This is a genomic window from Drancourtella sp. An57, from assembly GCF_002161525.1.
Classification (GTDB): domain Bacteria; phylum Bacillota; class Clostridia; order Lachnospirales; family Lachnospiraceae; genus Sellimonas; species Sellimonas catena.
Map to the genome: position 1 here is coordinate 24,125 of NZ_NFHY01000003.1, position 14,917 is coordinate 39,041.

A 14,917-nucleotide genomic window follows, 5' to 3' on the forward strand; every position below is an offset into this window, starting at 1 on the left:
CGGGGATCACATTTCCGTATAGTTGATTCCCGTCTCCTTGTCAAAGAAATGCATCTTTGACGGCATGAACACGAAATCAATCCGGTCCCCGATCTGACTGATTTCATATTTCGATACTCTCGCCACTGCCTGTGTTCCGCCGAAGTTGAAGTACAGGTTGTTTTCATTCCCCATCACTTCCGTATCCGTGATGACCGCATACTGCCGGTTGTCACTGTGAAGATCCATATTCTGGGCATCCATCTTGATATCCTCACCGCGGATTCCAAGTACCATTTCACCCTAGTGTCCATCCAGTTTTTTTACCATTCCCTCTGATAACGTAATTGTATTTCCGTCAGCGAATTTTACTGTATTTCCGGAAACAGTGACATCAAAGAAGTTCATCTGAGGGGAGCCGATGAATCCGGCGACAAACTGATTTTTCGGATGATCATAAAGTTCCATAGGCTTTCCGACCTGCTGGATAATTCCGTCCTTCATAATAACAATCCTGTCTGCCATGGTCATTGCTTCCACCTGGTCATGCGTAACATATATTGTGGTTGCCCCCAGTTCTCTGTGGAGCTTGCTGATCTCCGTCCTCATGCTGACGCGAAGTTTCGCGTCCAGATTTGAGAGCGGTTCATCCATGAGGAACACTTTCTGATTTTTTACAATCGCACGCCCGAGAGCAACTCTCTGCCGCTGTCCTCCGGACAGATTTTTCGGTTTACGATAGCGGTATTCTTCCAGTCCAAGGATACCAATCGCCCAGTCGACCTTTTTCTTAATCTGGTCCTCCGGCATCTTCATATTCTTCAATCCGTATCCGATGTTCTTCTCCACCGTCATATGCGGATACAGTGCGTAGTTCTGGAATACCATGGCAATACCTCTGTCTCTCGGCGCCACTTCATTCACTTTTTTCCCGTCAATATAGAGTTCTCCTCCGGTGATCTCCTCGAATCCGGCAATCATACGTAATGTTGTGGATTTTCCGCAGCCGGACGGACCTACAAAAGCAATGAACTCTTTTTCTTCAATATCAAGGTTGAAATTTTCTACTGTATTTTTATCTGATCCAGGATACATTTTACAAATATTTTTAAATTCTATAAAACTCATCTTCTTATCCTTCCTTTGAACCTGTTGATGTTACGCCTTCCACGATCTGTTTTGAGAACAAAGAGTAGATGATAATAACCGGAATCGTAACAAGAGTGATAACTGCAAGTGTCTGTCCCATCGTTGTATTTTCATTCGATGTGATGGAGTTCAGGCCGATCTGAGCCGTCAGCAGATCACTGGACGTAAATACCAGTGACGGCCAGAGGTAGTCATTCCACACATTCAGGAATGTGAATACACTGACTGTCGCCACAACTGTCTTTGACATCGGCAGAACCATGGTGAAAAAGTATTTTACCGGTCCACAGAAGTCAAGCTGTGCCGCCTCATACACATCGTCCGGCAGACTTACGAACACCTGACGGAACAGAAAGATATTAAAAGGATTCACAATCAGCGGAAGAATATATCCTACAATTGTATTCAGCAGCCCTGCCTTTGCAATAATCAGAAAGTGAATGGTGATGACTGTCTCTGTCGGCACAATCAGCAGCATAATGATAATCATAAGCCACTGGTCACGGAATGGAAACTTGATTTTTGCCAGCGCATATCCTGCAAGTCCATTTACCACAATACTTAAAAGAATGAGAATTGCCGCATAAAAGAGCGTATTCGCCATATATCTCAAAAAGCTCGTATCGGTGATAATGGAAACATAGTTTTCAAAGAAATTTCCGTCAGGTGTCGGAGGGATAAATGCCGCAACCGAATTCATATCGGCGGTGATTGCCGCATCCGGCTTAAAGGAGTTCGCCAGCATCCATATTACAGGAAACAGGAAGAAGATTGACAGGATCAGCAGTACTGCTACCAGGATCCAGTTAATTCGCTTTTGCTATTTGAAGAAAACAAAGAACGGATTTCCGGCCTTGTGGATCAGCTTGAAAGTAAATATCCCGGCAGGAAGAAAGGGGTATTTATGCCTAATGATACCCACGCAAATGTGCTCCTGAATATTCTCTTTCAAAAATACGGGAAACTTCCGGAAACATATCAGATCATCGGCTTTGACGATTCTCCGATTTCCAGAGAGGCCGTCATTCCTATGAGTACAGTTGGCCAGCAGATCTCTGTCATCGCCAATGAAGCAATGAACATTTTGTCCGCACAGATGGCAGAACGTAAAAAAAGACGACCGGAACCGTTAAAAGAGCCGGTGCATAAGATTATTCCGCCAATATTGATCAGGCGCGAAACAACAGTATAACACTACTCACCTGACACTTTTTCCGAAACCGGATACCGGAGATGCTTGCCGTATCCGGTTTTTTCTTTCTTCTTTCCCTCATTTTCTCTCATTTACTCCTGTTTCTATTGACACATCCGGTATTTTGTATTACCATATACTCAAGCTATTTGGTATTACAAAATAGGATGTGATAATTATGATCTCGACGCAGATGTTGAAAGGAACACTGGAGGGCTGTATCCTTGGCATCATCCGAAAAAGAGAAACATATGGATATGAAATCTCAGAGGCACTTGGACAGTACGGCTTCGGAAAGATTACGGAAGGAACCATTTATCCGATTCTCCTGCGTCTGGAGAAAAATGGAATGATCACTGCCACCTACCGTCAGTCCGACGTCGGTCCGAAGCGCAAGTACTATTCACTGACGGAAGATGGGGAGACGGAGTTTCAGTCTTTTCTGACAAGCTACCGGGAATTATCCGCCGCTGTCGCTGCCCTGCTTGCCGATGTGAAGGGAGGAAATGATGATGAATAAAAGAAAAGCGTTGCAACAGCAGAATAATCATTATGAGAAGCAACTGCCGAAAGAAACACGGCAGATCCTGACCGATATTGTCGTCTATCTGAAATCCTTTCCGATCAGTGAATATCAGGTAGAACTTGTCCGACTGGATATTACACGGATGTTACTGGAAGGAGCCGCAAGGGGGGCTTCTGTTTCCGAAGTTCTCGGAGAGGACTACAAAGAATTCTGCAAAGGCATTGTAGCAGAACTTCCGCCTCGCACGCCTTTACAGACGATCGCATATCATGCCGACATTCTGTTTCTTGGTCTTGCGATTCTGATGCCGCTCTGGATGGTCACCGGACTTCTTGACAGCGTACAAAACGGCGGCAGCATGATCCACGTTCCGGTCTCCTCGGGAACGATTTCCGCAACTTTGATCATTCTCGTCGTTTCTTACGCGATTGTACAGTATATTTGCAAGACTTCTCTTGAAGATGAATCCGAACAGGCTCGCCGGAAAAGCCGTTTCCGTTTCATCCTGATTCTGTTCTTTGCCGTCCTGGTCTGCATGGTGCCGGCCATCCTGTTCCGGAACACTGTCCTGAACGTGCACATCGCCGTCTACATTGCAGGATTTGTGATCTGCTTCTGTGTACACAAACTGCTGGCCGCGTATACGGACTAGTTTGCTTCCCGGCCCGCCCGGCGTTATAATAAACGTAATCAAATCGTTCAGAAAATTGTCTTTAGAGGAAAGGAGAATTTAGTATGAATTGTTCAGACGTAATCCGTGAAAGAAGAAGTATCCGCAAATATAAAGAACAGGTTACAATCCCGCAGGAGGATTTTGAGAAGATTCTGGAAGCTGCCATGATGGCGCCAAGCGCATGCAACACAAGGCCGTGGGAATACTTTGTAGTCACAAATCGGGATACGATTTCAAAACTTCAGGAGGCACACCCATACACCAGTATGCTTACCACCGCTTCCGCTGCCATCGTTGTCTGTGGACGCCCGGATCTGCAGGAGGGAAAATGTGGGCCTTACTGGCCGCAGGACTGCGGTGCAGCCATTGAAAATCTTCTCCTTCAGGCGAAAGATCTGGGATACGGCACCTGCTGGTGCGGCTGCTATCCAACCATGGACCGGGTGGAAAAAATCCAGGAAATCTTGAATACTACAAGCATACCTGTTGCAATCGTGGCAGTCGGCGTTGCAGATGAAACACCTGCGGCAAGAGGGGGATTCGATCCGGACCGCGTGACGTATATCCGGTAAAAACTTTACTCTAAAAGGAGGGGAGGGACAGAAAGCTTCTCTTTTGGAAGCCTTCTGTTCCTCCCCTCCTTTTTAGGGAAATACAAAGCGGCTTTTATATTGTCCATTCAAAAAATATTTGTTCAAAGGCAAAATAGTCACATTCCATTCTTTCCCTCTGCTTCCGTCTTGCCTAAGATATAGAGAAATGCAATGGCCGGTACACGCAAAATCGGTACCATTGTTTCGTGCCTGGTAATACCAAAATCGTCCAGGCGTTTTGTGATTAAAAAGGCGTTTGTTACTTTGGATTTTTCGTCCTTACACAACTCTACAATGGCATCTGTCTCCGCAATGTGGGATTGATTACGATATTTTACTTCACAGAGAATCTTCTGGCGAGGAAGTTCCACTACCACATCAACCTCTTTCTGATTATCCTTTGCCTTTCTGAAATATCCCAGTTGTGCCGGACTGCCCTGAAAGAAGGAAACCATATGCTTGTAAACAGTTGTTTCCACCATTGCACCAAGTTCCTTTTCATCCGAAAGTACATCGTCAATCATCAGCACAGCATTACGGATAGCCGCATCAGCGACAAATATTTTCGGTTTCCCTTTTAGCGAACCTTTGCTTCCCACATTCATCGGCTTTGCCAGATAAATGAGATTGGACATTTCTAATGCCTTGATATAACTGTCAATTGTTGTGATCGAGATATTCTCCAATTCCTTGGCTGCGGTAGTTGCATTAAAACTCTCCGTAGAATTCATACACAGGTAGAGAAACAGCTTTTCCATCAGCAAAGGACTTCGTATATTAAATAGCGACAGTACATCGCGCTTAATAACTTTATCAACCACATCTTCTCGCAGCATCCTTTGGGCATAGGCATCATCGTCCGATAATACCAGCTCCGGAAAGCCTCCAATCATAAGATAACGGTTAAAATGATTTTGCAGCGGAATAAATTTATTCATCAAATCACCAAGTTGTGCCAAACCATAGCCTGGAAGCTCTGATAGACGTAAATCCTCCGGCAGAAGAGGCAAGTCCAGATCAAGTAACCTGCAATACTCATAAAATGACATGGTAGGTATTTTGAGAACACTCCATCGACCTGTACCGCTGTCTGCAGAACCCTTTTCTAAAATAGGACTGGCAGATCCTGTGGCAATCAGGCGAATATCCTTTCTGCTATCATAAATCACCTTCATCCAAAGTTCCCAATTTTCAGTATACTGCACTTCGTCAAAGAAAATATACCTTATGCCTTCGATAGGATACATAGATTCATAAATGGACAGCACATTTTCCACATTGACAAGTTTCAGAATCGGATTATCAAAAGTAGCGTACAAAATGTTTTTAGGATTGACTCCCTCATCAATCAGATGCTCAATAATCTGATATAAAATTGTCGTCTTACCTACACGCCTCATACCAGACAAAACGGCAAACCTCCGGATGCTCTTATGTGTAAGCGTTTTCAGAGCTTCATAATATGCCAGCCTCTTTTGAGGCTTACTTTCTTCCTTTATAGCAGAAGGTGTACGCCACCACGGATTATACTGTTGCAATACTTTTATAACCTGTTCATCACTTACAATTGCCATAATACACCTCCATAATATTATTATTCCGTTGGAATTCAACTACTATACAATTCATTTTTCTTTTTAGTTTACAAAGTATATTATAGCAATAGTTTATGCAAATTGCAAATCATACTATGGAAATAGTCCATAATTTTACTTTAATTTTTTTAACACCTCCCCAATATCCCCATCCACGCAGACCGACCTCTCCGCAATCGGTTCCGGTGCCGCAGCCTCCCCGTAGTTTACACAGGCATATACTGCTTTCGGGTTTTGATTTGTTTTCTGCCAGAATGGGTACTTGATGATTCCCGGAGTGTTAAATCCGACTCCTAGCTCCAGAAACAGGATCTTTCCATTCTGGTGTCTGCGCAGGAAATCCGCATACCGTTCTGCTGCCCGGTGCCATCCTTCATCTTCCACAAAGGTATCGTCTGCTCGCAGATTCATTGCCATCGGTTTCCCGCATTTCGGGCAGTAAGGAACCAGTTCCGACGGGATCTGCCGTTTTGGCACTGTTCCATCCGTCAGAATCAGTTCTCCATTCTCCGCAATCTCAAATCCCTGTGCCTGTACCATTTGCCGAACCATTTCTTCATTTTCATAATTTTTCGGATGGCACGGCTTACTGCACTGGAACAGACCATAATCCCCCTGGGTGTAGAAAAGGCGGTGTTTCTCAAATCCTTCCTTCTGAAAACAGTGATCTACGTTGGTAGTCAGAACAAAATAGTCTTTGTCTTTCACCAGATCGAGCAGTTCGTCATAGACCGGTTTCGGTGCATCCATATAGCGGTTGATCCAGATATAGCGGCTCCAGTATGCCCAGTGTTCCTCCAGCGTATCATACGGGTAAAATCCGCCGGAATACATATCATGAAATCCATAGCGTTCCTCAAAATCAGAAAAATAGTTCCTGAACCGTTCTCCGGTGTAGACAAATCCCGCGGAAGTGGAGAGGCCTGAGCCCGCGCCGATAAGCACACTCTCCGCCTCATTCAACGCTTTTTTCAGTTTCTCTATATTCATTTCCCCGGACTCTCCCGGTTTTTTCGACCACAATCTTGATAACATCTTTCTCACCTCATACTCGTTCTATTGCCGATACCGGACAGTGCTCAGAGCAGTTTCCACAGTGCAGACAGTGTTCCGGACTGATGTGATACGGTGTTCCTGCATCTCCCGGTGTAATACATCCCTGCGGGCAGACCGAAGCGCAGGTGCCGCATTCGATACATGAGTCTGTGATCCGGTATCCTTTTTCTTTCGCCCTGCCATTTCCAATGACATAGGTTTCCCGGAAAATCGGATGTACACCCAGATGGAAATATTCGATCTGAGCGTCCCGGATTTCAAACACAATTCCAATTTCTCTTGTATTTCCCGGGTAGACGTTTTCCAGATACGGCTGCTCCCGGAAAATCGTATCGATCCACTTTTGCTGTTCCCCCTGAGAAACCGGCTTTGCCTGTGCCGACAGCCGGATCATTTCTTTATATCGTGTATAGCCCAGGATCTGCACCCTTCCGTCTTCCAGAAGCTCCCTGCAAAAATCTTTCCCTCTGGCGGTAAAGAAATACAGAGCATCCGGCTCATAATGGACGGCGCTGATATTTCTCACCTGCGGATTCCTCTGTGCGTCCACGGTAGCAAATGCCAGCACACCGACATATTCCAGTTTCTTTAAGCACGTCTTTGCATCCATATCTCTTCTCCTTTTCTTTCTGATATTGTCACCACAATTTTTCCATTGACTTTCCCTTGTTCCATTGCCATGCACGCCTCCCGGATTTCAGAAAACGGATAGATGTTTCCAATGCAGGGACGGATCCGGTGAATATCAAAGAAGTCCAGGATTTCCTGCATGACTGTCTGATCCGGCTGGTTACTGTAAAAGCCTGTCAGATATACTCCGTTTGGAATTCCCTTGATCGGATCAAATCCATTCCATACACCGGTTCTGCCCAGAATCCCGGTATCACAGACAATGCCGCCTTTTTGTACACAGCGCAGTGTATCCGGAATGGTTTTCGGTCCGACCAGTTCCAGTGCTTTGGATGCTTTCGGGATCGCATCGGAAAGTTTCCCGATATCCAGCACGGCAAGATCTGCATCCTGCAGCAGTTTTAATTTTTCTTTCTTATGTGTCGTTGCAATTACCTGACAACCGAGGGCTTTTGCGATCTGAATGGCCGCATAGCCAAGGGCACAGGTGGCACCGCGTACCAAAAGCGTATCTTCCGGCTTCAGATTCAGCCCCTCAAAAAGGGAACCCCAGGCGGTAAAATACGTCTCCGGTACTGCCGCCAGTTCCTCCCACGGAAGATCCGAAGAAACTGCAAAGACATGATGCGAAGGCAGCAGGGCATATTCCGCATAACTGCCGTCAAAACTTCTCCCCATGCCTCCCATCAGCGCCGCAACTTTCTGCCCGGTTTGGAACCGGCTGTCCGAAGGATCGACAATTTCTCCGACGCACTCGATCCCCGGAATCACCGGCTTTTTGATGTAATCCGCACGAATTTCGCTCTGTCTTAAAATCTGCTCCGAATGATTCATCCCGAACGCATGAATCTTCACAAGCACCCAGCCTGGCCGGACTTCCGGCACCGGAACCTCTGTCAGACAGACCGCTTCCGCCCTGGTCGGCTCACTTAAAACAACTGCTTTCATCCTTTCCGGTATCATGCTGATACCTCCTTCCAACACTGCGGATCCGCGGCATAGAAATTTCCATCCTGTCCGCTTGCGACAGCCGGGCATCCGCGGCACCATGCCAGAAGCTCACACTTTGCACATTTTTCAAATTTTGTATAGTCACGGTACTGCTCCATCTGGCAGAGCCAGACGTCTGCAATCCGGTCCGTAAAAACATTTCCGACTTTGCTGTTCTGGACTCTGCGGCACGCATAAATATCTCCGGTCGGAAGAATCGTCAGGTGGCAGTTTCCACAGTTGCATCCGCCATAAATCATGCCTTCTTCTGCTGCCTTCGGAATCTGAAATTCTCCTGTTTCATATTCATACAACGTCCAAAGGTGGTCCTTTTTGTTAAAATACGTCCGGCATCCCGCCGCCTCATACTCTTTGAATTTCCGGTCACAGTCTTCCAGAAGTTTCCGATAGCGCATCGGTTCAATTCCTACATCTTTCTCCTCACTGGTCGGGCAGTATCTGGCAAATGCAAAGACATCCGCTCCATGAGCTGCAACCGTATCGATAATGTCCGGAATTTCATCGATATTTGTACCGGACACCGTCGTCATAATAACCGCGCGTATCCCCGCCTTTTTGATACAGTCAATCTTTTCCAGTGTAATATCAAAGCTTCCCGGTTTCCTGAACCAGTCGTGCGTTTCTCTCATTCCGTCCAGGGAAAGCTGATATTTCTCACAGCCATATTCCTTCATCTTCCGGCAGTTCTCATCATTTAAATGAAACGGATTTCCCAGAATGGTAAATGGAATCCCGTTCTCCTTCATCAGTCCCAGAAGTTTCCAGAAATCCGGATGAAGAATCGGATCTCCTCCGGTAATATAAAAATATGGCAGGCGGTGATACACCTTACAGAAATCCAGACAGTTATAAAAGGTTTCCTTCATCTGCTTCCATGTCATCTGATCCAGTTTTTTGCAGTTATCCTCTGAAAAAATATAGCAGTGCTTACATCTCTGATCGCACTCATCTGTGATATGCCACTGAAAAGAAAAATACTGTTTCATTTCCTTGCTCCTTCCTCTTCCTATCATCCCGCTGTGATCTTTCTATGTCAATCGGCCTCTTGCCGAATTTCTTCTTCATTGGCTCCCCGGAGGCCCAGGCCTTCCGGGAAGTCCGCGTCCGTTTTCTTCTTCCAGCTTCCTATTTGTCAGCTGCTCCACATGCGGAACCACATGCAGACGGTGTCTCTTCCGGCTTGTCAGCTGCTCCACACGCAGAACCGCATGCAGATGGTGTCTCTTCCGGTTTGTCAGCTGCTCCGCACGCTGTGCCGCATGCTGCCGGTGTTTCCTCCGGTTTTCCTGCTGCTCCGCATGCTGTGCCGCATGCAGATGCCGGTGCTTCTTCCATTTTTTTGCTCCATCCAAACAGATTCAAAAGTGACATATTCTGTTCCTCCTTTTTTGTCGTCAAACGACTTCCCGTTTGCAGTTTTATTGTACTGCCGGGAACTTCCTGAAAAAAGTACGCACTAATCTATTACTTAGTTACCTTTTTATAACCCCTGGATTCAACTGGCATGTTACATTCAAATCTGATATAATATTTCCAGCAAAACTATTGAGATGAGGTGACGCCAGATGATGACAAAAGAAGAAATGCCGGCCTGTCCTGTGGCAACGACAGTACAGCTGATCGGAAGCAAATGGAAGCTGTTGATTCTGAGAAATCTTCGGATGCGGCCGTGGCGTTTTAATGAGCTGAGAAGAGACCTGGAAGGGGTCAGCCAGAAAGTGCTGACAGACAGTCTCCGGACGATGGAGGATGACGGGATCATCACAAGAACAGTTTATCCGGAAGTGCCGCCGCGGGTGGAATATGCCCTTTCCCCTCTTGGTAAATCCATGGAGCCGATTCTTGATGCCATGGAACAGTGGGGCAGTGCATATCAGAAAATGATGAACGAATGATACGGGAGGTACATACATGATCAGAAGTTTTTTACCTGTTGGGCAGGGTGCCTTTTATACAGAACAGTTTGACTGCGGAGTCAATGTTGTCTATGACTGCGGTTCATCCACAAGCAGGTCCGCTATCGAAAAGCAGATTGCCTGCACGTTTGAGCCCAGGGAGAAGATTCAGGCAGTTTTTATTTCCCATTTACACGAAGATCACATCAACGGACTTCCATTTCTGTTATCCCATTGCTGTGTGGAACGTCTGTACCTTCCGTTCCTGACGGAGGAAGAAATCCTTCTGACCAGGCTCATTGCCCGGCTGGAAAATACAGAATCGGAATTTTTATCCAAACTTATCGTGGATCCTTATGGGGCAGTGCAGGATTACACCCTTCCTGTCGATACGCAGACTCCTGAAATCTTTTATGTGATGCCGCAGGATTCCAGCCGCAGACCGGGCGGCAATGTCGGTGCTGTTCCTTCCGGCAAGGCAGTGGATCTGACTGTGTCCGATAGCAACCCGGACTGGGGTTATGTGCCTTACAATTTCCAGAATACCCGAAGAAGCAAGGCATTTTTCCGGGGCTTGAAGAAAAATGGATATGATAAAAAGACATTGCAGGCCTACCTTGAGACATCCGATATCTTCTCCTACGACTGGGATGATATCAAAAGGATTTACCAGAAATACGCACCGGGAAGTCTCAATTCCAATTCCCTTGTCGTATACTCCGGGCCGCTTACGCCGGATCACCGCCAGATCCACCCGTACCGCTTTTTCATGCCGGATCTGACAGAACCACAGTCCGGTCGCAGGACCGGCTATCCGGACGGCTGCCTGTATCTGGGGGACTACGATGCCGGAACAAAAGAAAACTGGGACGCACTCACCGGAGAACTCTCTGCCTACATGCCGTCCGTCGGCACCGTACAGGTTCCACATCACGGCTCCATGCACAATTACAACGAAGCACTTTCCTGCGGACAGTTTGTCCTGATCATCAGCGCAGGATACCAGAATAAATACAAACACCCGCACACAAAAGTACTGAAAGATATGCTGATGAAAAAAGTCATACATTTCTGGGTAACCGAACAGGCTGGAAGCATGGTACAGTTCCAGATTGAAGAAAAATAGAGGGATTTTAACCATTTTGGGGACGTGTTCCGATGCACCGGAACACGTCCCCAAAATGCAAAAAACGCCCGAAACCCGCATAAAATAAGGAAAAACTCAAATTGTCAGATTTTTTTCATCGGGGACAGGTTCCGAAACGCCGGAACACGTCCCCAATGAATATCATTCGAACAGGCTCATCTGGTGCCAGAGTTCTTGTTGTTTTTTCCTGCCGGCTGTTTCTCGTTGGAGCAGGTCACCAGAGAGTGATTTCAGAAACGGGCTTTCTTCGCCTGCGGATGTGAGGATCAGTTCTTCTTTGGCTCTTGTCATTCCGACATAAAGGAGCCGTCGTTCTTCTTCGAAATCCGTCTCGTAATATTCGTTTTCCAGAGGAATTTTTCCCTGTTCTGCTCCATATAGAATCACTGCCGGAAATTCCAGGCCTTTGGAGCCGTGGAGGGTCATCAGTGTCACTGCTTCTGCGGTGTACTGTTTCTCCCCGCAGCGTTTCAGATCGCTTTCTACTCCAAGTTCCAGCATTGTCAGAAGTTCTTCTATCGTTTCATAGCATACTGCCATCCGGGATAGTTTTTCCATGGCTTTGTTCGTCTCCATTCCCATCTCCCGGATCCATTCTTTCAGAAGTTCTGCCGGGCTCTGTTCCTGGATTTTCTTTTTCCAGACTTGTGCCGTCTCTTCAAACAGCAGACTGCCAAGGGGATTTCCTTCTCCGTCTGCAAACAGAAGGCTTCCTTCTTCTTTTGCCGCCGTCTGTTCCGGATCCAGAAGGTACCGGAAAAAGGCTGCGCTCCGGCGGACGGTCTCGTCTTTCAAAAAGGATTCTCTTCCGGATACCACGTACGGAATTCCTTCTTTTCTCAGACAGTTTTCCAGAAGTTCTCCCTGCCGGTGTGTCCGGTACAGTACTGCGATTTCGTGGAAGCTTCGGATTTTCCGTTCTTTTTCTTCGGACGTCCGCTGGGCCTCCAGCATTCCGATCCCGCCTGCCATGTGTCCGATCTCTTTTGCCACCGCGATTGCCTCTGCCATTTCTCCGCCGGTCTTTAACATCCGGACCGGCCCGACGGCTTTCTGGTTTGGATGAAGAATCCGCTCTTCCCCCGGATTTTCAGAAATCACAGCAAGGGAACTGTTTAAAATCTGCGGCGTACTCCGGTAATTTTCCTCCAGCCGGACCATGCTAAGATCCGGAAATTCCCGATGCAGTCTTTCAAAACAGCGGGCATCCGACCCGCGGAATCCGTAAATCGCCTGATCCGGGTCTCCGATCACAAACAGACTTTCTCCGTCCCGGTTCCACTCTTTCATCAGCTCATACTGCACCGGGCTGATATCCTGAAATTCATCGATCAGCAAATGCCCGAACGGCTTCCGCCATCCTTTCTCTTCCGGATGTTCCTTTAACATCCGGACCGTCTCCAGGAGCAGATCTTCAAAGCTAAAGAGTCCCCGGCTTGCCATTTCCTCGCCATAAGCCTCATAAGCTGCTGTCCTGCCCGATTCCTTTTGTCCCTTCTCTCCAGTCTCTTCCGGATGCATGATCTGCATTTCCTTCCATTTGGCCGCCTGTTCCAGAAATTCCTTCGGCTCTTCATCAATTCCAAAGCGGGCAAGAATCTCTTCCGCCAGACGGATGCACCGGGATTCGTCCGCCAGAAGTACCCGGACTCCACGCTCCTTCAGGAACCGAAGACAGATGGCATGGAAGGTTCCCGTCTGAAGTCTGGCAAAACTGCTGCCCTGCTCTCCAGCCTTCTGTAACCGGTCCCTGATTTCTCCCGCTGCCTGGTTTGTAAAGGTCACTGCCGTAATCCGATCCGGGTTTATCTTCTGGTCATTCACCAGATACAGAAGTCTCGCAATCAATGTCTTCGTCTTTCCGGTTCCCGGCCCTGCAATGACAGCCGTCCTTCTGTCCGGCGAATGTACCGCCTTCCGCTGCTTCTCATTAAGTCCATCCGGATTCTTTCCGGCAGCTTCTGCCTTCCGTTTTTCCGCTACTTCTCTATCTTCTGTCTGCTTTTTGTCCGCCTCTTTTCGCTCCGCCGTCACAGCCTCCGAAGCCTTCTCTTTTTTCTCCCGTGTTTTCCCGGATTTTGCCTGCTTTCCTCCCTCTTCTTTCACTCCCAGCATACTGAAAAAATCCATCTGCCCGTCTGTCTCATTACGCTCTTCCTCATCGAAAATCCGGACTTTTCCGTATTCTCCGTCAAATCCCGGGCTCCATGTCACTTTCCCTGCCCGGAGCCGTTCGATTCCTTCTGCAATCAGTCTGCCGGACACATGCCGGATCTCTTCCACAGGAATATTCCGCAGAATCTCAAACTCGGCCCCGAGTCTTGCCGTCAGCTTCTGGTACTCCCTCTGCACGCCCTTGCTTGCGGAACTGTGTCCCAGAGCCGCCCCGATGATTTCCGGCAGCGGGATCAGACTTTCAAACCGCTTTGCTCCCGGTCTTTGATACTGTTCCGGCCGGTCCGCCATCTGCTCAATCCGGTGGGACACTCCGATCGTGATCTTGCGCCCGCACACCGGGCAGATTCCGCCATACTTTTCGGTCTCTTTCGGGCTCAGGCAAAGCCCGCACTTGCGGTGCCCGTCCATATGATATTTTCCTTCCTCCGGGAAGAATTCGATGGTTCCCAGAAGTCCCGCTCCTGTCTCCACCGCGGTTTTCAGTCCCTGATAGGAAAGCTCCGTATCCAGAAGATTCGCCTCCCGCCCGAGTTTTGCAGGAGAATGGGCATCCGAATTGGAAATCAGCTGGAACCGGTCCAGAGCCGACACTCTCCAGTTCATCGGCGGGTCGGAGGAAAGCCCGGTTTCCACCGCATGCACGTAGCCGGAGAGGTCTCCAAAACATTCTTCCACGGAATCAAACCCTGAGAACGCACCGAACATGGAAAAATGCGGCGTCCAGATATGGGCCGGCACATAGACGGCCTCCGGACACAGTTCCAGAATGATTTCCAGCAGATCATGGCAGCTGATGCCGAGGATCGGTCTTCCGTCCGAATGAATGTTTCCGATTTCTTCCAGCTTTCTGGATATGATCTCTGCCTTCTGAAGATCCGGAAGCAGAATCAGACTGTGTACTTTCCTCACCTTTCCGCCCTGCTTGTAAATCGAACTGATCTCCCCGGTAATCACAAAGCGCGGAATCATATGATCAGGTGCCGAGTCCTCATGGATCCGGTATTCCTCTTTCAGGACATAGAGACCGTTTTCATCCTGCCGAAGTTTCTCCTTTAACTCTTCCCGCCATGCCGGATGGGTAAAATCCCCGCTTCCGACAAGATGGATTCCCTTTCTTCTTGCCCACAGGTCCAGATGTTCCGGCGTGCAGTCCTTGCTGGTGGCTCTGGAATATCTGGAGTGGATATGTAAATCCGCAATATACATCGCACAAAACTCCTCATTTGTAAAAATAGAACTACCGAAATTGTAACGCGGTCTGAAGATCCGGTCAAGCCGGACACGGGAAAACAA

General features: G+C 47.8%; 15 protein-coding genes and 1 pseudogene. 6 read left to right on the forward strand and 10 right to left on the reverse strand.

Annotated features, from left to right (window positions below; translation table 11 throughout):
• Nucleotides 1-6: 6 nt before the first annotated feature.
• The 3 genes and pseudogenes from B5G11_RS16950 to B5G11_RS02915 all read right to left on the reverse strand — a co-directional run bounded on the left by B5G11_RS16950 (nt 7) and on the right by B5G11_RS02915 (nt 1,873).
• Nucleotides 7-276, reverse strand: coding sequence for a TOBE domain-containing protein (locus B5G11_RS16950; protein WP_343215465.1), 270 nt, complete (start codon nt 274-276; stop codon nt 7-9).
• Nucleotides 277-285: 9 nt separating this feature from the next.
• A pseudogene (locus tag B5G11_RS02910) lies at nt 286-1,107 on the reverse strand (ATP-binding cassette domain-containing protein); the annotation flags it as partial.
• A 4-nt stretch (nt 1,108-1,111) separates the two neighbouring features.
• Nucleotides 1,112-1,873, reverse strand: a complete 762-nt coding sequence (locus B5G11_RS02915) for a carbohydrate ABC transporter permease (protein ID WP_242958893.1) — start codon at nt 1,871-1,873, stop codon at nt 1,112-1,114.
• Nucleotides 1,874-1,945: 72 nt separating this feature from the next.
• Between B5G11_RS02915 and B5G11_RS02920 the strand changes: the two genes are divergently transcribed.
• The 4 genes from B5G11_RS02920 to B5G11_RS02935 all read left to right on the forward strand — a co-directional run bounded on the left by B5G11_RS02920 (nt 1,946) and on the right by B5G11_RS02935 (nt 4,091).
• Nucleotides 1,946-2,320: a substrate-binding domain-containing protein gene (locus B5G11_RS02920; protein WP_087252122.1), complete on the forward strand. Its 375-nt coding sequence runs from the start codon at nt 1,946-1,948 to the stop codon at nt 2,318-2,320.
• A 178-nt stretch (nt 2,321-2,498) separates the two neighbouring features.
• Complete coding sequence (locus tag B5G11_RS02925; protein WP_087252123.1) at nt 2,499-2,840, forward strand: PadR family transcriptional regulator; 342 nt, start codon at nt 2,499-2,501, stop codon at nt 2,838-2,840.
• Complete coding sequence (locus B5G11_RS02930; RefSeq protein WP_087252124.1) at nt 2,833-3,498, forward strand: DUF1048 domain-containing protein; 666 nt, start codon at nt 2,833-2,835, stop codon at nt 3,496-3,498. The genes B5G11_RS02925 and B5G11_RS02930 overlap by 8 nt, the downstream gene beginning before the upstream one ends.
• Before the next feature lie 83 nt (nt 3,499-3,581).
• The gene (locus B5G11_RS02935; protein WP_087252125.1) at nt 3,582-4,091 is read left to right on the forward strand and encodes a nitroreductase family protein; all 510 of its coding nucleotides are present in this window, start codon (nt 3,582-3,584) and stop codon (nt 4,089-4,091) included.
• A gap of 137 nt (nt 4,092-4,228) precedes the next feature.
• Here the strand turns inward: B5G11_RS02935 and B5G11_RS02940 are convergent, their stop codons facing one another.
• The 6 genes from B5G11_RS02940 to acgA form a co-directional block, all read right to left on the reverse strand.
• Complete coding sequence (locus B5G11_RS02940; RefSeq protein ID WP_087252126.1) at nt 4,229-5,686, reverse strand: ATP-binding protein; 1,458 nt, start codon at nt 5,684-5,686, stop codon at nt 4,229-4,231.
• A gap of 135 nt (nt 5,687-5,821) precedes the next feature.
• Entirely contained in the window at nt 5,822-6,742 is a 921-nt protein-coding gene (locus B5G11_RS02945) for a Sir2 silent information regulator family NAD-dependent deacetylase (protein WP_242958895.1), read from the reverse strand.
• A gap of 10 nt (nt 6,743-6,752) precedes the next feature.
• Nucleotides 6,753-7,373 carry a 4Fe-4S binding protein gene (locus tag B5G11_RS02950; protein ID WP_087252127.1) on the reverse strand — a complete coding sequence of 207 codons (621 nt, stop codon included), beginning with the start codon at nt 7,371-7,373 and terminating at the stop codon, nt 6,753-6,755.
• Nucleotides 7,352-8,356 carry a zinc-binding dehydrogenase gene (locus B5G11_RS02955; protein WP_242958897.1) on the reverse strand — a complete coding sequence of 335 codons (1,005 nt, stop codon included), beginning with the start codon at nt 8,354-8,356 and terminating at the stop codon, nt 7,352-7,354. The genes B5G11_RS02950 and B5G11_RS02955 overlap by 22 nt, the downstream gene beginning before the upstream one ends.
• Nucleotides 8,353-9,390 carry a radical SAM/SPASM domain protein, ACGX system gene (acgM, locus tag B5G11_RS02960; protein WP_087252128.1) on the reverse strand — a complete coding sequence of 346 codons (1,038 nt, stop codon included), beginning with the start codon at nt 9,388-9,390 and terminating at the stop codon, nt 8,353-8,355. Before acgM ends, B5G11_RS02955 begins: the two co-directional genes overlap by 4 nt.
• A 139-nt stretch (nt 9,391-9,529) precedes the next feature.
• A complete protein-coding gene (gene acgA / locus B5G11_RS02965; protein ID WP_087168993.1) occupies nt 9,530-9,775 on the reverse strand; it encodes an ACGX-repeat peptide in 246 nt (81 codons plus the stop codon).
• A gap of 194 nt (nt 9,776-9,969) precedes the next feature.
• Here acgA and B5G11_RS02970 point away from each other — a divergent pair, with 194 nt between their 5' ends.
• On the forward strand, nt 9,970-10,299 hold the full coding sequence (locus B5G11_RS02970) for a helix-turn-helix domain-containing protein (RefSeq protein WP_087252129.1): 330 nt from the start codon (nt 9,970-9,972) through the stop codon (nt 10,297-10,299).
• A 16-nt stretch (nt 10,300-10,315) separates the two neighbouring features.
• The gene (locus B5G11_RS02975) at nt 10,316-11,425 is read left to right on the forward strand and encodes an MBL fold metallo-hydrolase (protein WP_087252130.1); all 1,110 of its coding nucleotides are present in this window, start codon (nt 10,316-10,318) and stop codon (nt 11,423-11,425) included.
• A gap of 162 nt (nt 11,426-11,587) precedes the next feature.
• Here B5G11_RS02975 and B5G11_RS02980 read toward each other — a convergent pair whose 3' ends face one another.
• On the reverse strand, nt 11,588-14,830 hold the full coding sequence (locus B5G11_RS02980) for a UvrD-helicase domain-containing protein (protein WP_087252131.1): 3,243 nt from the start codon (nt 14,828-14,830) through the stop codon (nt 11,588-11,590).
• Nucleotides 14,831-14,917: the final 87 nt, after the last annotated feature.